At 50.8% G+C, this 18,532-nt stretch carries 23 protein-coding genes and 1 other annotated feature; of the genes, 2 read left to right on the top strand and 21 right to left on the bottom strand.

Annotation, left to right across the window (positions count from 1 at the left end):
* The first annotated feature begins 81 nt into the window (after positions 1-81).
* Together KNO71_RS07115 and KNO71_RS07110 are read left to right on the top strand one after the other, a co-directional pair.
* Positions 82-660 (top strand): DedA family protein, encoded by a 579-nt coding sequence (locus tag KNO71_RS07115; RefSeq protein WP_074037484.1) that lies wholly within the window; start codon positions 82-84, stop codon positions 658-660.
* A 118-nt stretch (positions 661-778) separates the two neighbouring features.
* Positions 779-1,552: an NUDIX domain-containing protein gene (locus tag KNO71_RS07110; RefSeq protein WP_015881159.1), complete on the top strand. Its 774-nt coding sequence runs from the start codon at positions 779-781 to the stop codon at positions 1,550-1,552.
* A 43-nt stretch (positions 1,553-1,595) separates the two neighbouring features.
* On the opposite strand, the gene KNO71_RS07105 is transcribed toward KNO71_RS07110, so the two are convergent.
* The 21 genes from KNO71_RS07105 to KNO71_RS07005 all read right to left on the bottom strand — a co-directional run bounded on the left by KNO71_RS07105 (position 1,596) and on the right by KNO71_RS07005 (position 18,532).
* Positions 1,596-2,861, bottom strand: a complete 1,266-nt coding sequence (locus KNO71_RS07105; protein WP_353047654.1) for a hemolysin family protein — start codon at positions 2,859-2,861, stop codon at positions 1,596-1,598.
* A gap of 49 nt (positions 2,862-2,910) precedes the next feature.
* A complete protein-coding gene (gene obgE / locus KNO71_RS07100; RefSeq protein WP_015881157.1) occupies positions 2,911-4,200 on the bottom strand; it encodes a GTPase ObgE in 1,290 nt (429 codons plus the stop codon).
* Positions 4,201-4,641 (bottom strand): Spo0B domain-containing protein, encoded by a 441-nt coding sequence (locus KNO71_RS07095; protein WP_015881156.1) that lies wholly within the window; start codon positions 4,639-4,641, stop codon positions 4,201-4,203. It lies immediately after the preceding gene.
* A 66-nt stretch (positions 4,642-4,707) separates the two neighbouring features.
* Positions 4,708-4,989, bottom strand: a complete 282-nt coding sequence (rpmA, locus tag KNO71_RS07090) for a 50S ribosomal protein L27 (protein ID WP_015881155.1) — start codon at positions 4,987-4,989, stop codon at positions 4,708-4,710.
* A 12-nt stretch (positions 4,990-5,001) separates the two neighbouring features.
* Positions 5,002-5,337 (bottom strand): ribosomal-processing cysteine protease Prp, encoded by a 336-nt coding sequence (locus KNO71_RS07085; RefSeq protein ID WP_015881154.1) that lies wholly within the window; start codon positions 5,335-5,337, stop codon positions 5,002-5,004.
* A 3-nt stretch (positions 5,338-5,340) separates the two neighbouring features.
* Entirely contained in the window at positions 5,341-5,649 is a 309-nt protein-coding gene (gene rplU, locus KNO71_RS07080) for a 50S ribosomal protein L21 (RefSeq protein ID WP_015881153.1), read from the bottom strand.
* 15 nt (positions 5,650-5,664) lie between these two features.
* Positions 5,665-5,738, bottom strand: a sequence feature (ribosomal protein L21 leader region).
* Positions 5,739-5,793: 55 nt separating this feature from the next.
* Complete coding sequence (locus KNO71_RS07075; RefSeq protein WP_214687818.1) at positions 5,794-7,119, bottom strand: ribonuclease E/G; 1,326 nt, start codon at positions 7,117-7,119, stop codon at positions 5,794-5,796.
* Positions 7,120-7,162: 43 nt separating this feature from the next.
* Positions 7,163-8,020, bottom strand: a complete 858-nt coding sequence (gene minD / locus KNO71_RS07070) for a septum site-determining protein MinD (protein ID WP_015881151.1) — start codon at positions 8,018-8,020, stop codon at positions 7,163-7,165.
* 5 nt (positions 8,021-8,025) lie between these two features.
* The gene (locus KNO71_RS07065) at positions 8,026-8,694 is read right to left on the bottom strand and encodes a septum site-determining protein MinC (protein WP_230872790.1); all 669 of its coding nucleotides are present in this window, start codon (positions 8,692-8,694) and stop codon (positions 8,026-8,028) included.
* 5 nt (positions 8,695-8,699) lie between these two features.
* Positions 8,700-9,194 carry a rod shape-determining protein MreD gene (gene mreD / locus KNO71_RS07060; RefSeq protein ID WP_049759982.1) on the bottom strand — a complete coding sequence of 165 codons (495 nt, stop codon included), beginning with the start codon at positions 9,192-9,194 and terminating at the stop codon, positions 8,700-8,702.
* Position 9,195: 1 nt separating this feature from the next.
* On the bottom strand, positions 9,196-10,086 hold the full coding sequence (gene mreC / locus KNO71_RS07055; protein WP_047795500.1) for a rod shape-determining protein MreC: 891 nt from the start codon (positions 10,084-10,086) through the stop codon (positions 9,196-9,198).
* Between the two features lie 13 nt (positions 10,087-10,099).
* Complete coding sequence (locus KNO71_RS07050; protein WP_074037493.1) at positions 10,100-11,137, bottom strand: rod shape-determining protein; 1,038 nt, start codon at positions 11,135-11,137, stop codon at positions 10,100-10,102.
* A 198-nt stretch (positions 11,138-11,335) separates the two neighbouring features.
* Complete coding sequence (locus KNO71_RS07045) at positions 11,336-11,776, bottom strand: hypothetical protein (RefSeq protein ID WP_214684633.1); 441 nt, start codon at positions 11,774-11,776, stop codon at positions 11,336-11,338.
* 57 nt (positions 11,777-11,833) lie between these two features.
* Positions 11,834-12,031, bottom strand: a complete 198-nt coding sequence (locus tag KNO71_RS07040; RefSeq protein ID WP_214684635.1) for a hypothetical protein — start codon at positions 12,029-12,031, stop codon at positions 11,834-11,836.
* 160 nt (positions 12,032-12,191) lie between these two features.
* Positions 12,192-12,821, bottom strand: a complete 630-nt coding sequence (gene radC / locus KNO71_RS07035; protein ID WP_214687816.1) for a RadC family protein — start codon at positions 12,819-12,821, stop codon at positions 12,192-12,194.
* Between the two features lie 20 nt (positions 12,822-12,841).
* Positions 12,842-13,426, bottom strand: coding sequence for a Maf family protein (locus KNO71_RS07030; RefSeq protein ID WP_214687815.1), 585 nt, complete (start codon positions 13,424-13,426; stop codon positions 12,842-12,844).
* Positions 13,427-13,566: 140 nt separating this feature from the next.
* A complete protein-coding gene (locus KNO71_RS07025; RefSeq protein ID WP_047795506.1) occupies positions 13,567-14,274 on the bottom strand; it encodes a hypothetical protein in 708 nt (235 codons plus the stop codon).
* Positions 14,271-15,842: a pilus assembly protein PilM gene (pilM, locus tag KNO71_RS07020; RefSeq protein ID WP_078146553.1), complete on the bottom strand. Its 1,572-nt coding sequence runs from the start codon at positions 15,840-15,842 to the stop codon at positions 14,271-14,273. Before pilM ends, KNO71_RS07025 begins: the two co-directional genes overlap by 4 nt.
* Before the next feature lie 12 nt (positions 15,843-15,854).
* Positions 15,855-16,607, bottom strand: coding sequence for a prepilin peptidase (locus KNO71_RS07015; RefSeq protein ID WP_078146552.1), 753 nt, complete (start codon positions 16,605-16,607; stop codon positions 15,855-15,857).
* A gap of 89 nt (positions 16,608-16,696) precedes the next feature.
* On the bottom strand, positions 16,697-17,173 hold the full coding sequence (locus tag KNO71_RS07010; protein WP_214687813.1) for a prepilin-type N-terminal cleavage/methylation domain-containing protein: 477 nt from the start codon (positions 17,171-17,173) through the stop codon (positions 16,697-16,699).
* A gap of 141 nt (positions 17,174-17,314) precedes the next feature.
* Positions 17,315-18,532: a type II secretion system F family protein gene (locus tag KNO71_RS07005; RefSeq protein ID WP_214687811.1), complete on the bottom strand. Its 1,218-nt coding sequence runs from the start codon at positions 18,530-18,532 to the stop codon at positions 17,315-17,317.

Here is an 18,532-nt window from a genome sequence, read left to right as displayed (position 1 = left end):
CTTCTTTTTCTTTTCAGTCATGTCCGTTATACTGATGGATGGAACATCTTTCCTGAAATCATTTGAAAGGAGGGCTACGTCTTGAACGTCCTCGAGCATCTACTCGCCGTCTGTGGGGTCTTCAGCATTCCCATCGGTATCTTGGTCCAATTCATCCCGAACGAACTCGTTCTCGCATACGGCGGCTTCCTCGTCGACTCGCATGACGCGCCCTTCTTCCTGACGTTCCTACTGGCGTGGGTCTCCTTCACGCTCAGCCAAATCGGTCTGTACTGGATCGGTCGATATGGTGGGCGTCCCGTCGCGCTTAAACTGTATCGGTATTTTCGAATTCGGCAAGACAAGCAACTCCGGGCCGAGCGCTGGTTTGAGAAATACGGTGCATGGATCGTCTGTCTCAGCCTGTTTTGGCGTCAATTATTCGCCGTGAGCGCCGGCGTGATGCGTCTATCGTTCCGTAAGTTTTTGTCGGTGACGACCTTGATTTTCGCCGTCTGGTCATTCATCTTCATCCATGTCGGGATGATGCTTGGTAGCAACTGGCGCATGATCGGCCACTTCATGGACGATGTCATCCCCTTCTTGGCTCTTGCTGTCGGGATTATCCTCGTCGTTCGACATGTTCGTCAGCAACCAAAACGTGTGAAAGAATCAGCGTGACTTGCGCTGATTCTTTTTTGTTGGAAAGGGAAACGCTCACATCTGTCGAATAAGAACCATGTAAGCGAATCGCGGTCACACATATAGGACACCGCACAACGAAAAAGGAGGAATCATCATGTTCCATCGCCGTAAAACGTATACGATTCGACCTGAACGCCTGCAAGAATTCACCGACTTTTTCCATACATACATTTACCCGATCCAGGCGTCGCATGGCGCCCGTCTCGTCGGACGCTGGGTGACCGAAGACAAGTCCGAGGTCATGGCACTATGGGAATATCGGGACCGTGAACACTATGAGCAAGTCGAGCGGGATTATCGTGGCAGTACGTTGCGACGAGACGCCATGAAACAGCGGGCTCGCCTTGGAAAAGAGCTGTATATCAAGTCAAGCGAAGAGTTCATGATGCCGACCGGTCACTATACGCCACCACGTGCGATTGTCTGTGTGACAGCGTATATCACGAATGAAGCGGGTGAGGTTCTCCTCGTCAAAAACATGCATCGGAACGACTCGTTCGAGATGCCTGGCGGACAAGTCGAAGAACACGAGTCACTCGTTGACGCCATCCATCGTGAAGTGGACGAGGAAACGGGCGTGAAAATCGAGGTGGAAGGCATCACGGGAATCTATCAAAACGTGTCCTCCCGCGTCCTCTGTGTCACGTTCCGCGCAAAATATGTATCCGGTGACCTCAGACCGCAGGCTGGCGAGACACAGGAAGTTGGCTTCTATAAAGTCGACGCAAGTAACGTGGGTGACTACATCAAACGGGAGCACTTCCAAATGCGCTTCCTCGATGCGATCGATCCCGTATACATGCCTTACGCCATTTATAAAGTACGGCCATATGAACTGATTGAGCGCATTGAACGCCAATCCGTATGACGCAAAAAGGGATGATCCGCCATGTGCGAATCATCCCTTTTGTTTATGCTTCTTGCATGTCTTCTTGCTGAGATTGTCCAGTCTCCACTAACAGTTTCCGGACACGGCGTTTCTCCACATGGAGAACGGTGAACGTCATGTCTTGATACGTGACTTGTGCACCTTTCTCCGGGATGTCGCCGAGCAATTCAACGAACCAACCGCCCATCGTGTTGGAATCGACGTCTGGTTCTGCAATCCCCATCTCTTCCGCGAATTCATCAACGTTCATGTCAGCCATACACTCATAGACCCCTTCACGGAGACGTCTGAGATAGACGACGGATTCGTCGTGCTCATCCCAGATGTCGCCGACGAGTTCTTCAAGCATGTCTTCTAACGTGATGAGACCCGCCGTGCCCCCGAATTCATCGAGGACGACAGCCATGTGAGATTGTTTCTGCTGGAGAATCGGAAGTAGTTCAATCAATTTCGTCTGCGGTGACACGTACGTGAGCGGTCGGATGAGCGAACGGACATCCGTCACTTCATCCTTCATCATCGAACGCAAGAAGTCACGTTCTGACAAGACACCGATGACGTTGTCGATCGAGTCTTTGTAGACCGGTAAACGCGAATGTCCACCACTGAAAATCGTGTCTTTGATTTCATCGAGCGAATCGTCGATGTCGACGGCCAGAATATCGATTCGTGGCGTCAGCACATCATCGACCGTAATATCGTTGAAGGCAAAGGCGCTATGGACGAGCTCTGCTTCCGTCTCTCCGAGCACACCTTCCTCTTCTCCCATATCGACGAGCACTTTCAACTCTTCTTCGGTGACGGATGGCTCCTTGTCTTTCATCCCGATCATCCGCAGCGTCAACTTCTTCAAGCCGGTGAAAATCATCGTCACCGGTTTGAGGACTTTAACGAGGAACACAAGGATTCCACTGATGAGAAGCGAATACTTCTCCGCAAACTCTTTCGCGAGCGATTTCGGTAAAATCTCACCAAAAATCAAGATGATGACCGTCGTCGCGAACGTTGACACGAGAAGACCGGTTCCCCCACTGAAAATCGATGTGGCGATGGCCGTCGACACCGTCGCCGAACCGATGTTGACGATGTTGTTCCCGACGAGAATCGTCGAGAGGGTATCATCAAAACGGTCGACGAGACTGAGGACACGTTTTGCGGCTTTGTCGCCATCCTCTGCCATCCGAATCATCCGGACCCGGTTCACACTCGAGAGCGCCGTTTCTGCTGATGAGAAAAACGCTGACAACATGACGAGAACTACATATAGAATTATACTTGACGAGGGCACAGGGTCCACGTTAGCTTCACACTCCGTTTCTTCTTAACAAGTAATTTTTTTATTCCACAAACTCGAATTCGAAGTCGAGGATTGCCACGACACTACCGTCCTCGGCACCCAACTTACGAAGATCGTCATCGACGCCCATTTGACGCATTTGACGAGCAAATCGTTTGATCGACTCATCATGGTCAAAGTTCGTCATCTTGAAGAGCTTCTCGATACGAGGTCCCGTGATCACGAAGCGATCGTATTCATCGATGTGGATTTGATAGCCTTTCTCTTCCTTCTCATAACGATACACGACACGAGGCGTCGCTGTCTTCTCTTCGAGCTCATCGAGTGGGAATTCTGGTGTCGTATCGACAAAGTTCGCCACTTCGATTAACAAGTTGCGAAGACCGTCTTGAGCGAGTGCCGAGATCGGGAAGACTTTGACGTCGTCCCCTACCTTCTTCTTGAACTCTTCAAGATGTTCCGCTGCGTCCGGCATATCCATTTTGTTCGCCACGACGACTTGTGGACGCTCAAGGAGACGTAAGTTGTACGACTCGAGCTCACGGTTGATCGTCGTGTAGTCTTCGAACGGATCGCGTCCTTCCATACCGCTCATATCGATCATGTGAACGATGACTTTCGTCCGTTCGATATGGCGAAGGAACTGGTGACCGAGACCAACGCCTTGGCTCGCTCCTTCGATGAGACCTGGAAGGTCGGCCATGACGAAACTACGGTCGTCCGCTGTCTTGACGACACCGAGGTTCGGTGTAATCGTCGTGAAGTGGTACGCACCGATTTTCGGGCGCGCCGACGAGACGACCGAGAGAAGCGTTGACTTCCCGACAGACGGGAATCCGACGAGACCGACGTCTGCGAGGAGTTTCAACTCGAGACGCAACTCACGTTCTTGACCTGGTTCCCCGTTCTCCGCGATTTCTGGAGCCGGGTTGGCAGGTGTCGCAAAACGACAGTTCCCGCGACCACCACGACCACCTTTCGCGATCGTCGCTTGTTGACCGTGCTCGGTCAAGTCCGCGATGACGGTATCCGTCTCGGCGTCGAACACGATCGTGCCAGGTGGAACTTTGACGATGAGCGGTTTCGCTTTACGTCCGTGCATCCCTTTTGACATCCCTTTTTCGCCATCATGGGCGATAAACTTCTTCGAATAACGGAAATCAACGAGCGTCCGCAATCCTTCTTCTACTTCAAAGATGACGTCCCCACCGTGACCACCGTCACCACCTGCAGGACCACCGTCTGGAACGTATTTCTCGCGACGGAAAGCGACCATCCCTTTTCCGCCGTCTCCAGCTTTTACAAAAATATTAACCTGATCGACAAACATTTATTTCCCCTCCTTTATGTGAAACGTAGTGGTATCTACGTTCTGTTCGTACACATCGGCTGATGCCTTCACATCGTCCGGGACAGTGCCCGTGACGCGAACCATCAGTCCGTCCGTGAACGTCACATGAATCGGCCCATCCGTGTTGTCTAACAAGCGGACAAGCATCTCTGCCACTCGCGCGTCATCGATGGCGAGTTGGTCGGTTGAAATCGTATACGTCATCCGTCCCTCCCAATTCGCTTGAATCACGACTAGGCTCGTCTGTGGCACGTTCAAACGAACGAGCGCACTCTCTTCGTCGGCCTGTTTCCGATAGCGTTCGTAAAGTTCTTCGAGCTTAGTCGGATCGAGAGCCGCGTAGAGCGAGATCAATTGAAGCCGATTCATCCATTCGTGACGGACGGTCGATAAGAGCTCGAGTGTCTGTTCTGAATCCATTTGATCCTCTCCTAGAAAAAAAGACTCTAACCAAATAAGTGGCTAGAGTCTTCTGCGTCGTTCAACTTACGCGACTGGGTAAACGCTCACTTGTTTCTTGTCGCGACCAAGACGCTCATAGCGTACTACGCCGTCAACTTTCGCAAACAAAGTGTCGTCGCCACCACGGCCAACGTTTTCACCTGGGTGAATCTTTGTACCGCGTTGGCGGTAAAGGATTGATCCAGCTGAAACTGTTTGTCCGTCAGCGCGTTTTGCACCGAGACGTTTCGAAATTGAGTCACGACCGTTTTTAGTCGAACCAACTCCCTTTTTCGAAGCGAAGAACTGAAGGTTCAATTGTAACATGAGGTCCACCTCCTATTGTTCAATTTGGATATATTCACCGTAGCTTTGGGCGATCGTGTCTAACTGCACGAGCATCCCTTCTAATAACAGTTGGGTGCGTTCCATATCCTGCGGTGATAAGTCAGGATACGTCTCGACATAAAAGTAACCACCCTCTGTTTGATCTGCCATTTCTACAAGAAGCGATTGACCCGCAAGCGTTTCGACGGCGTTATAGGCACCAAAGATGATGGCTGAAACACCGGCGCACACCAAGTCAGAACCAGGTTCTGCAAAATTGGCATGACCAGTCACTTCGACGGAGCGAATCGACTTCGCCTCGTCTCGTCTTACCTTGACCCGAATCATAGCTTACGCTTCGATTTTCTCGATGCGAACTTTCGTGTAAGGCTGACGGTGACCTTGCTTACGACGGTAGTTTTTCTTAGCTTTCATTTTGAAGACAGTGATCTTCTTAGCGCGGCCGTGTTTTACCACAGTACCGACAACTTTAGCGCCTTCTACGAGTGGAGCGCCGACTTTAACATCGTCACCACCAACGAAAAGAACCTCACCGAATTCTACAGTACCTTCGACATCAGCATCGAGTTTTTCGATGTAGATCTCTTGACCTGCTTCAACTTTGATTTGCTTACCACCAGTTTTGATGATTGCGTACATATACGTGCACCTCCTTGTTAAACTCAGACTCGCCATCCTGGGCAGGGCAAAAACCTTTAAAAACCCGTTCTGTGCGGTTGTAGCCATTTGGGTGCTTCCAAACGAACTAACGTTATAGATAATACCATTCTCAATTAATCATTGTCAACGACGAGATAAGAAATTCTGACATTCTTCGGACGTCCCATAAAAGACGAACTCCGGCTCCCCTTCGACGAGGTGCACCTCAATGTCAAATCCGTGCCAAGAAGCGTCATGCCACTTATTAGGGAGTGAGAGCACGACCGCTTCGTACTGATCATTCAAATCAAGGAGCGACCGTTCAAACTGTGAGAAGATGGCCAATTTTGAAGGCTTGCCGGCATGAAACATCCGGTCTTGAATCGAGCGCCCGGTCCGTTCCCGTGACAGCTCGAACAGCCCCATCCGTGTGAAGCCGTACACTTCGACCCGTCGTGGGTCACGCGCCCCGAGTTCTTTCATCTTTTTAAGGAGACGGGTCTGCCCTTCCTTTGAACCACGTAAGAAATCGATGATGACCATGCCGCCGATATTTCGCAGGCGTAGCTGCTCCACGATCGAATAGAGTGCGGCTTCATTGATGGTATCGGCCGCACGCCCCTTGTCTTTGACGGCGACATTTTTGCCACTATTCACGTCGATGACGGTCATCGTCTCGACTTGTTCGATCAAGACGAACGCCCCACCATCCAACCAGACGGCACGACTCTCCAGTTTCTCGATGGCTCCATCGAGACGTTTCGCTTCAGGCATCCGCCCTTTTCCGATATGACGTTTCACGGGGACATCCAATCGTTCGAGTCGCGTTTGCCCTTCTTTGTCATTCAACAGCACGGACTCGACTGCATGACGTCTCACGAATTGTTCGCATAGTAGCTCGTCTTGCCCGAACCGTTGCTCGATCACTATGGTCGAACGGTTACGCAATCGATTCAGTTCTTCCTGTAACGCTTCCGGGGCCACTTGTCCGGCTTCCGTCCGAAATAAGACCCCTTCCTCTTCCGTTAAGTCGAGCGCCTTTGAGAGGCGGTCCTGCGTGACGAGGTCGAGTTTCCGGCTGAACAGTTGACGACGTCCAAATGGGAAATACACAAGATATCGCCCACCGAATCGAATGTTCTCTGTCACTTTATGATGCTTGCCGTTGATTCCTTCTTTTGTCACTTGGACGAGTCGCTTTTCTCCGACGACTGCCGCTTGCCCGATGGCGGGCACTTCCGGATACGAGGCGAGCGCACGGAGCGTCTCTGCGATCGGGAGAAAGTATGTCGTTTCCCCATCCGTCAAAAAGGCTGCCCCGAGTGACGGATGGATCCTTTCAATTGCGGCTTCGACGATGGTCCCGACAGACAGTTGGTCGACAAACCGTTCCTCGACTTCGAGTAATCGTTCGCCGTCCACGAGCATCGCCCGTTCGATGGAAGGTGTTCGTTCGTAGATTAGCTTCATCTGCATCACTCCTTTCGACAGAAAAAGGCAACTTCCGTTGCCTTTACGCTTTTTTCATTCCAAATTTCATCATGAGTCGTGCCCAGAAGCCGACCGGTGCCGTCTCCGTCTGAATCGACATGAGCGGGACCGATTCGCCAAGAATACGGCGCGTGATGTTCCGGTACGCCTGCCCGGCATAGTTATCCGGATTCATCGTGACCGGAACACCGCGGTTCGCGGCTGCGATGACTTCCTCATCGTCGATGACGACACCGAGTAAGTCGATCGACAGGATGCGCATGATGTCATCGATGTCGAGCATGTCGCCCGATTCGACGAGATGGTTCTTGACTCGGTTGACAATCAGTTTCGGCGCATCGATGTGTTCCGCTTGTTCGAGCATCCCGATGATTCGGTCTGCATCTTGAACCGCCGCTTTTTCAGGTGTCGTGACGACGATCGCCTCATCCGCTCCAGCGATGGCGTTCATGAACCCTTGCTCGATTCCAGCAGGACAGTCAATCAAGACGAAATCATATTCCGTCTTCAACTGGTCAACGATTTCTTTCACTTGTTCAGGATTCACTGACGTCTTGTCTTTCGACTGTGCGGCCGGGAGTAAATACATCTCCTCGAAGCGTTTATCGCGGACGAGCGCCTGATTCAACTTACATTGACCCGTGATGACATCGACAAGGTTATAAATGCTCCGGTTGTCGAGACCGAGAATGATATCGAGGTTACGCAATCCGATATCTGTATCGACGAGACAGACCGAGTGTCCAGACAAGGCGAGCCCCGTCCCGATGTTCGCGGTCGTCGTTGTCTTGCCGACGCCCCCTTTTCCTGATGTCACGACGATGGCTCTGCCGTTTTTAACTTCCTTTTCTGTATGTACAGGCTCCACTACTTGCTCCATTCCACTCACCCTCTCTGTAATTCCATTGCATATGCGTCTTTCAGACCCGTCATGACGTGGCGGAGACGTGTCATCTCAATCCCATCACTCGTCTGATACGCACAACCCATCTCAATCTCAGGAAGTTCTTCCTCGTCATCGGCTGTGAGTACATGTTCGCCGATTGCTAAAAACTTCGGATGGAGCAGGCTCGCGGTAATGACCGCTTCTTCCCATCCTTCGACACCGGCGCGCACATTTCCTCGTATCGTCCCTAAACAATAAATACTTCCTGTCGCCCGGACCTCTGACCCAGGATTGATATCCCCGATCACGAGCACAGAACCGTCAAACGTCAAGACTTGTCCACTCCGGATCGTCCCGCTGTGATAGTGGAATGTCTTTCTGCCGTACGTCGCTTTCGCTTCTTCTGTCAACATGACATCGCTCGACAAGTCTTCAATATAAAAAACGCCATGACGAGCGACGACCTCACGAATTTGACGTGACAGCTCCTCGTCAATATAACGAGTACCCGCGTGCAACTTCAGGGCAATCTTTCCGGACGGCGGCTCCATTTCTTGTAATGTCGCTTCTAAGTCCGTAAGCACCTCGTCGATGCCACTCTTCGGATTGAAGTGAATGGCAATGCCGTTGCGATGTCCTTTAATCGTAATGTGTCGTTTACGCTCCATCATGGCTACCCTCTTTTCGCAACAGGGCGTGTCGTCACATAACGCGTCATCGGATAATAAAGAATCACGATGGCGATGGCATTGACGAGCATCGTCCCTGGAATCTGTTCAACCAATAGTGTTTGAATCGTCATCAACGTCCCACCAATCGCCGCCATGATCCCGTAAATCGCAAAGGTGAAAACGAGAATCATAAACGTGAACGTAATGGTGACGGAGAAGAAGTTCTCACCTATATATTTTAACACGAAGCTGGCTAAGAGAGGAATGAGTGAAAAAGTAAATACATAGATTCCAATCAGGTCGGTGTAGACGATATCATACAGCAGTCCGAATACAAGCCCAAACCCGAGTGCCGTCTCCCATCGACCGTACAGACTGACAAACATCAACCCGATCAACGTCAACAAAAGAAACGGCGTGGCGTAGTGCCAAGAAAAAATCGATGCCCATGTTCCTTCAATAAGAAAAAGGAGGAACAGGGCGATGAACACTTTCATGTTACTCACCCGCTGCTCCTCCTTCCTCGGGACCCGTTAAAAACGGTTCGTCTAGTGTCCGATCAATCACGTACATTTGTGAGAACTCATTGAAGTCGGCCTCCGGTTTAATCCGGGCGACTTGTGAGACGCCATATTCATCCGTCTCGATCGATTCGATCGTACCGATGACGAGTCCAGCCGGATAACGTCCACCGAGTCCGGACGTCGATACGATTTCTCCTTCTTTCAGCTTGACGCTATTCGATACTTTTGTGAAGAACAATTCATTCGTCTCCGTGTCGAATCCGTCAACCGTCCCATACGTCGGTTTGCCGTCCGCATCTTTGACCACAGCCGAGACGTTGTTCGTCCGGTTGTTGTCGCTGAGCAGTTGAACTTGCGACGTATAAGCACTCGTCTGAATGACACGACCGACCATCCCGCTCGCTGCGGTCACGGCCATGCCCTTTTCAACGCCGCGTTCTGAACCGACGTTGATGGTGACGTAGCGTTGCCAATCGTTCGGTGTCCGACCGATGACCTCCGCCGGAATGAGGTCGAAGTCACGTAACGACTCGTCTCTTGCTTCGACCATCTTTCGAAGCTCCTCATTCTCACGGCGCAAATCATCCGCTTCAACCGATACCTCGGCGTACTTCGCCAAATGTTCTTTCAGCTGGCGGTTCTCTTCGTAGATATCGCGGACATCTGAGATGGACGAGACCGTTGAGTCCATCCACCCGATTGGTACCGCGAACACTCGCTGGAACGTGCCGACCACATCACGCGTGACATCTTGGTACCAGGCTGATTCCGATCGTCCTCGAATCGAAACACCTAAAATGACGAAAAACAAGATCAGTACAATTAGCGTGATGATGAGCTTTTTATTACGTACGAATCGGCTCATCGTGTCTCACCTCTCATCGACGTGACGAGATGCCTGATTTCGAACGGAGGACGTCCATCATTTCAAGAGATTTTCCAGTCCCGACCGCTACGCAGTCGAGTGGCTCATCCGCAACGAGTGTCGGGATGTGTGTCTCGTCTGAGATCACGTCGTCCAAGTTTTTGAGGAGGGCGCCGCCGCCAGTCAAGACGATTCCGCGGTCCATAACGTCAGCCGCAAGTTCTGGAGGAGTTTGCTCAAGCGTTTGCTTGACCCCTGCTAAAATCGCTTCAACTGTATCCGAAAGAGCTTCACACACTTCTGCAGACGTGACTTCGATTTGTTTTGGAAGTCCTGTTACGAGGTCGCGACCACGGATTTCCATCTTCTCCGCTTCGTTCGATGCATCGATGCGCGCCGAACCGACTTCCATTTTGAGCGTCTCAGATGTACGCTCCCCGATCATGAGGTTGTACTTGTTCTTGATGTAACGAATAATGGCATCATCCATTTCGTCACCACCGACACGAATCGATTGGCTTGTCACGATGCCGCCGAGTGAGATCACTGCGACTTCGGTCGTACCGCCACCGATATCGACGACCATCGAGCCAGTCGGTTCCCAAACTGGGAGGCCTGCACCGATTGCTGCTGCGAACGGTTCTTCGATTGTGTATGCTTCACGAGCGCCTGCTTGTTTCGCAGCGTCTTCCACGGCACGTTTTTCAACAGACGTGATACCGCTTGGGACACAAATCATGACGTTCGTCTTCGATGAGAACAAACCGCCTTTTGATTTTTGAGCTTGCTCCATGAAGTATTTGATCATCGTCGCTGTCGTTTCGAAGTCAGCGATGACGCCGTCTTTCATCGGACGACGTGCAGAGACGTTCCCCGGAGTACGTCCAATCATATCTTTGGCCTGGTTACCAACGGCCTCAATTCTACCTGTATCTGTGCGGAACGCCACGACGGACGGTTCACGAACAACAATTCCTTGACCCTTTACATAAACGAGCGTGTTAGCCGTTCCAAGGTCGATTCCGATTTCTCGGTTAAAACTACGAAACATAGGTGTTGCTCCTCTCTTCATTACACTATTTTTTATTATAACGGAAAAATCATGTTTGAAAACGTTCATTCGATTACAGGTTATTTACAATAACCGCATCTCAGTCCTGTCTCACCGTCTATTAGTTTGCCTTCTTTTCGGCAAAAAGGCAAATCAAAAAAGCAGACGCAAGTGAGCGTCTGCCTAAGGAGAGAACGGTTACAATCCCGGTTGGAGCGGAAGCAGTAACATCGCTCCGTAAAAGAATACCGAGAAAATCAACACCGGCCGAAAGAAGCGGGATGGCTTGAGTCGGGTCGCTCCTGCCAAAAAGCTCGATGTCGTCACGACGAAAATGTAAATTCCGATGTACATGAGTAGGAGGCGGACGAGTACCGTCCAGATGCCGAGTTGATTGAGTTCATTGAAAGAGAGCACGATCATACCGAGATAAGCGATGAGCGATAGAACTCCTACGCCAACACCGACGAGCGGCGAGACGCGGTCGAGCCAGTGGTCCTGATCGAACCGCATAAACAGCGCTGTGCTCACAAATAAAAACAGGATGAACACAACGATCGAGAAGATGGTTGGTTCTAGATGTATGTAACTCACAAAAAGCGATAATCCGACCATCAGGATCCAAATTATTTTTTCCATAAAAACACCTCATTTGTTTTCTAATCAACATCTTGATTCGATTAGAGAAAACTATCTTCATTCAGACAATTCATTCGAATGTTGTGATTTCTCTTTTCCTTCGTGAAAAATCATGCAAAGAGCTAAAATCAAACAAATCAATCCGCCCAGACCAGTCGTGATCAAAGATAATTGCTCACTGAAAAAGGATTTACTGACTGCTAAGAAAAGAAGAAATCCCCATCCGATCACATTCCATATCGTGATTCGCGACATTCGGTAACCTCCTATGTACAAACTTATGCATCATTATTTCTACGCTCTTCAAATTCTACACTTCCATTCATCGATTTCCAACTATATCCAAAATTTAATGAGGTGCCAGTGCTCTCGTAAACACAAAAAAGCAGACATCACGATGCCTGCTCTCTACTTCTCACCCATTCATATATCCCCGCTGCTTCATGCTGACGTAATGGTCTTCCCCGATGATGACATGGTCGAGACAGGCGATGCCGACGATATTGCCCGCCTCGACCAACCGTTCAGACACCTCGATGTCTTCCCGACTCGGAGTCGCGTCCCCGCTCGGATGATTGTGCACGGCGATAAAGCATGCCGCCGACAACTTGAGCGCCTCACGAAACACATCACGCGGGTGGACGATTGACGAGTTGAGCCCTCCGACGAAGAGTGTCTTCCGCGCAATCAGTTGGTTCTTCGTATTCAAATACAAACAGACGAAATGCTCCTGATTCAACAGTCTCAATTCATCCCGCAACAACTCATAGGCGTCTTGCGGCGAACGAATCGTCGGCATACTCGCTTTCGGTTCCTCGACGTATCGAATCCCGATTGTGAACGCGGCGAGGAGTTGCTCTGCCTTCTTCTTCGTCATCCCTTCGATCTTGCATAAATCGTGGACGGACGCTTGCGACAACGCCCGTAACGTCGGGTAGACGTCCGAGATACGACGAGCCGTCTCCATCGGGTCAGGTCCCCGTCCTCCGATTTGAAGCAATCTGGCGATTGCGGTCGCTACACTACGGTCAAACACCATGGTCATTCCTTCACCTACTTTCAAGTTCACAGAAAGCGAGGCGTCACCCCATGCCGGTCGAGCGTTTTGACGAGCGGATGAATCGGCAATCCGACGACATTATAAAAATCCCCTTCGATTCCTTCGACGAAGAGACCACCCGATCCTTGAATCCCATACGCACCCGCCTTATCGTAGGGCTCTGTCGAATCTAGATAATCCGCTAGCCAGGTTTCAGGAATCTCAGCGAACGTCACACGCGTCGACGTGACGAACAAATCTTGGGTCACACCGATGATACTCACACCCGTCAGCACTTCATGGGTCGAACCGGATAATCGTTCAAGCATCCGTTTCGCATCCTCCCGGTCTGTCGGTTTTTCTAAGATGCCCCCATTCAAGACGACGACCGTATCCGCGCCGATGACGATGGCATCACGGTGTTGCCTTGCCACATCCATCGCTTTCTCCCGGGCCAGACGAGCGACATAATCACTCGGTGTCTCCCGACCGTCTGTCCCTTCCGTCACGGTCGATGGGATGACCTCATGCTTGATTCCGGCTTTCGTCAATAGCTCGGTACGTCGCGGTGACATCGAGGCGAGAATGACACGCTTCTGTGTTGAATTCATTGTATCGACTCCTTCTCTTCTTCCAAAACGGCGTTCCTTCCCGTTTCGGTCTTCACTGTTGATTGTAGGCAACGTGCCTCCTAAACACAATGACCCGCGACGAAAAACACGTCCCTTCAATTGCGAAGGGACGTGCCGACTTATGGTGTCGTATAGTCGTATACCGGGATATCCTTTTGCTCAAACGCCGGTTCCGGAATGTATCGGTCTGGAACGAGTTGGTCGAGGTCCGGACGATAGAAGGCATCGAGCTCGACTGTAAACTCGAGCGACTGCACTTCTTCGACCGTATTCGGTCCCGTCTCGGCAGGTCCCGTGAATTGAACCGTCCGTAACACGTGAATCCGATTCATCGCCTCGATCGACTCCAAGAACGAGACGAGCGCTTCATACGTCTCTGCTTGAAGATTGACCGTCGAACGGACCGTAGAAGCGTTGACAGGTGCAACGTCCGTCGGTTCAGCCGGTTCGTTCGTCGCACTCACGTCAGCCGGATTGAACGGCTCGACCGTTTCTGGCACTTCCGACTCGGCCACGACGCCATCCGCAAATGCGATACTTGTCACATTGACACCCGCAAGAAGACTTGCCTGTGACAACGCCTCAACGACCGTGTCGAGGGCAGGAACTGTCGGAACGCGTGTCTGAAGCGTCTGAGAGTCCGCTACATCAACGGCTTTCCCTTCTTGACGCAACAACTCCAGTTTTGTTTGTTCGAGCGAGAGGTCTCGCTCAAGCGCTTCGACTTCTCCTTGTTTGACGTAGTACGTATAGCCAAAGTAAGCCGGTGCGATGATTGCGGCAAGGAGGCAAATCGCAAATAACGCATAGATTGTCGAACGTTTCATTGACTCACCACCTCCTCATCCGTGTCCTCTTCCTCTGTCAACTCGTCCTCAACGTCTTGGAACATGAACGTGAACTCTCCGATATAGCGTGGGAGCGGCTCTTCTTCAAATGAGTTCTCCTCTTCCTCTGAATCCACATCCGCTTTCAACTCCGTCGTCACACCGAGGAGTTTGACGTCGAGGAATCGCTCATCGGTCATGAGCGAGCGCTGGAATGCGTTCAAGTCCTCTAACGTCTCGAATTGAGTTCGGACGCTCATGATGGAGCCATCCGCGTAGTTATACGTCAAGACGTAGCCAGTAGGAGGCAACTGCTCAGTCAACGCGCGCAGTGCCGGCACCGCATCCTTTTCCATGTCGGTCAACGCCGTCACGGTCTGGTCGAGCGAAAGCACTTGTTGCGCTTTCGAATTCACTTGTTCCGTTTGATAAATTTGGACGAGCTGTAACTCTTCTTCGATTCGCGTCTGTTCTGCTTCAAGTTGGCCGACCTCATAGTACAAGTATCCGGCCGCCCCTCCTCCGAGAAGAAGGGCGACGAGACCTGTCACGATCGGCCAACGGAGTGTCACGTCCGTCGAATTGATGAAGTTCGTGTCCCGATCGCGCTGAAGCGTCGCCATCCCAAGGAGTGGCAACATTTGATGCGATAGCGGTGTCCCGTGAGCGATGGCGAGCGGTTGCTCGACACGCGTCACCGAGACGAGGGACTCAGCCTGAATCATACGGACGAGATCATCGACTTCCGGGACAGTTCCCGAAACGTATAGCTCATCGATGGCTCGACCATCCGTCCGCAGAGAATACCGATAGAAATCGAGGAAGCGAGCGAGTTCGTTCAACCAGTCATCCAACTGATTGGCCTTCATCTCGCCTGTCCCATCATATGTATAGGTCACGACACCATCTTTCGTCCCGACTTGATACGGGAGGTCTAGTTCGATCGAGCGGATGAAACGGATCTGCCCTTCCTCAAGGACGAGCAATTGATGCGAAAACGGCGTGATATGCCAGAGTAATGTCGATTGAAGCGGATCAATCTCCGATAAACGCATGATCCCATTGGCGACCGCGACAGAACGTGGCGTGATTTTCTTCAACGCTAAACCGCGTTTTTTCATGTACGCGCGGAGCGATTTCGTCAATTCGATCGAAACGGCATGCAACATGACGTCCGTCTTGACTCCGTCTTCTCCTAACACTTCATAATCGAACGACACATCATCGAACGGCAAGATGATTGAGCTCCCGATTTCCATGAAGAGATAGCCACGAATCTCGTCCTTCGGAATCGAAGAAGGAATCTCGACTTTTCGTGACAACACTTCGGTCTCGTCCAATGCGATTGCACACGTCATCCCGCGTCGCACTTTCAACTTGCGACAGAGCTCATCGAAAGCGAGACTGAACGCCGTCTCATCGAGAATCTTCCCTTCTCCGTATGCGTCTTTTGCTAACTGAACCGAGGCGCTTCGTTTGAACACCCCTTGTTTGATGACGGCCCCGTGGATGCTGAGCGCATCAAACGAAAAATACGCGACCGTCCCTTTCTCTATCCCACGACTCATGATCGTTTCCCCCTACATCAACTCAAAATACCAATCAAAAAAACTTTCACTAAACCAAAACGTCAACATCGTCCCGAGCGCAATGGACGGGACGAACGGAATCGGCTGTTTTCGCCCGATTTTCTTTGTGGCCATCAATCCAATCCCGACGACCGCCCCAATCAAGCTCGATAAAAATAAGGCGACGAGCACGTCACGTGGACCGAGCACAAGACCAATCATAGTAAACAATTTGACGTCCCCTGCCCCAAGTCCCCCTTTTGACACGAAAAAGACGGTCGCGAGGAGCGAAAATCCGAGCAACGCCCCTACAAGCGGGTTCCACCAAGATGCCCCTGTCAGATAGGTGAGGAGAAGTAATACCGGTGCCGTGAATTGCAAGATGACATTCGGCACGAGCATCGTCGATAAATCAGACATCGCCAAAGCGAGTAAGGTCGACAAGAAAGCGAACGCGAGTAGCGTCGTCACACTGAATCCGTAGAGTGAAAAGCTATAGCCATATCCAATGGCTCCAAGTAATTCAAAAATCGGATACGTCGGCGCGATCCGCTCGCCACACCCATGACATCTGCCTCTTAAGGCGAGATAGCCGAAAAGCGGGATGAGTTCCCACGGTGACAATTCGTGACCGCAAGACGGACAATGTGACCGCGGCGTCACAATCGATTGCTGACGTGGCACGCGGAGCCCGACGACGTTGGTGAACGACGTGATGACCGCCCCGAGGACGATGCTATATAGGAATCCAATCGATTCAATCAAGGAAGGATCCTCCTTTTGTCAGTATATGCCAAAAATAGAAAACCGGCTAGGCTGAGCGAGTGCCCAGCGCCAGCCGGCATAAACAAACATTAGTTAACTGAGTCTTTCTTCAATCCACTACTTGCAACCGTGCCTGCATCCGTAGCTGCAGTTCCGATATCTTTGGCTCCATCAAGCCATACTTTATATGAATACTTGTTGTTTGAATCTTTGATTACGTATACAACACCATTTGTATAATCCGATCCAAACGGGTCTTTCATCGTATCAATCATATTTTTAGCGTTGAGTTCACCCGTTCCTACGTCTCCAACGAATCGAATTACCGCTCCGTTACCGACTTCATTCGAAGCAACATACAACTTCGCCGCACTGACCATCTGCTTAGCATCAGAAACCATTGCATCCTTCTTCGAGTTCTCGATGATCCCACCAATCGCAACGACTGCGATGGCTGCGATAATCCCTAAAATAACGACGACGACGAGTAACTCGACGAGTGTAAGTCCACGCTCATCTTTTAACTGTTTGGCATCTTGCCAAATCATTTTCAACTTCTCTACCATGATTCATTCTCCCCTTTTGTGTAATGTGCTGTGATTAAACTAGATAAATTACTTAAGACCTAATATAAAAGTAGAACAATTTTACTATACCTTCTAAATATAGTATTGAAAAGGTATATTTTCAAAAGCTTGCATATTCCTTTACTGATTCTGAATATCACCATAGATTTGGAACATCGGGACGACAATCGAGATGACGATGACCCCGACGACGCTTGCCAATACGACGATGAGAAGCGGCTCAATAATCGACTTCAAGCGGTCGGTTGTCGTCTCGACCTCTGTCTCATAAAACTCAGCGACTTCGTTCAACATCGAATCCAAATCTCCACTCTCTTCCCCGACGGCGATCATCTGTGTCATGAGCGCCGGGAAATTCGCATTTCGCATGAGCGGTTCGTGAAGTGGTACACCTTGCGCCATCATTTCGCGCGCTTCAGTCAACCCTTTCCGGATGACACGGTTCGATACGATTCGCTCGGTGATTTCAATCGCCGTCAAAATCGGGACGGCTGCCTGTAGGAGGACTGCTAAACTTCGCGTCAACAAGGCAATCTGAGACTTCATCACAATCGTTCCGAAAATCGGCATCTTCAATAGCAAGCCATCAATGACGAACCGTTCCCGGTCCCGCTTCAACATCCAGGTGAAGGTGAGAACTCCGAGAATCGCGAGTCCAAGTAACAGCCACCAAAAGGCCGCGATGAAATCGGAGACTGCGACAACAATTCGTGTGATGAGCGGAAGCTCGCCACCGAGTTGACCAAAGATGCTCGCGAATGTCGGGACGACGTTTACCATCAAAAAGGCGACAACGCCGATGGCGACGATGGAGACGACCAACGGATACGTGAGGGCAGAAATGACCTTCCGCTTCACGTCATATTGTTTTTGGAGTTGGAGCCCAATTTGATCAAGCGCCTCCTCCAAGTTTCCACTCGTCTCCCCGGCAAGTGCCATCGAACTAAAGAAGTTCGAAAAGACGCGTGGGTGTTTTTTAATCGCCTCAGAATAGGCAATCCCTTCCTTCAAATCATCCTCGACTTGACTCAATGCTTTCTTCAATACGTTCGACTCGGTCTGTACACGTAAGATTGAAGTCGCACGAACAATTGGGACACCCGCCCGGATGAGCGTCGCGAACTGACGGACGTACATGATCAAGTGCTCGATTTTTACCCGTTCCGGAAGCAGATTCACTTCCATGTTCAGTCCGGTCGACTCGAGCTCGGCCAAGTCCGTTACGAGAATCGACTCTTGACGCAACTTTTCTTTCGCTTCCCGAAGCGAGACGGCCGTGATGCGACCTTTCTTACGCTTCCCGTTCAGGAGCTTTCCTTCATACTGAAATATCGCCAT

The organism is Exiguobacterium sp. s163 (genome assembly GCF_018617135.1).
Taxonomy (GTDB): domain Bacteria; phylum Bacillota; class Bacilli; order Exiguobacteriales; family Exiguobacteriaceae; genus Exiguobacterium; species Exiguobacterium profundum.
Note: the sequence above shows the minus strand (reverse complement) of the source record. Positions and strands in the feature narration are given on the sequence as shown.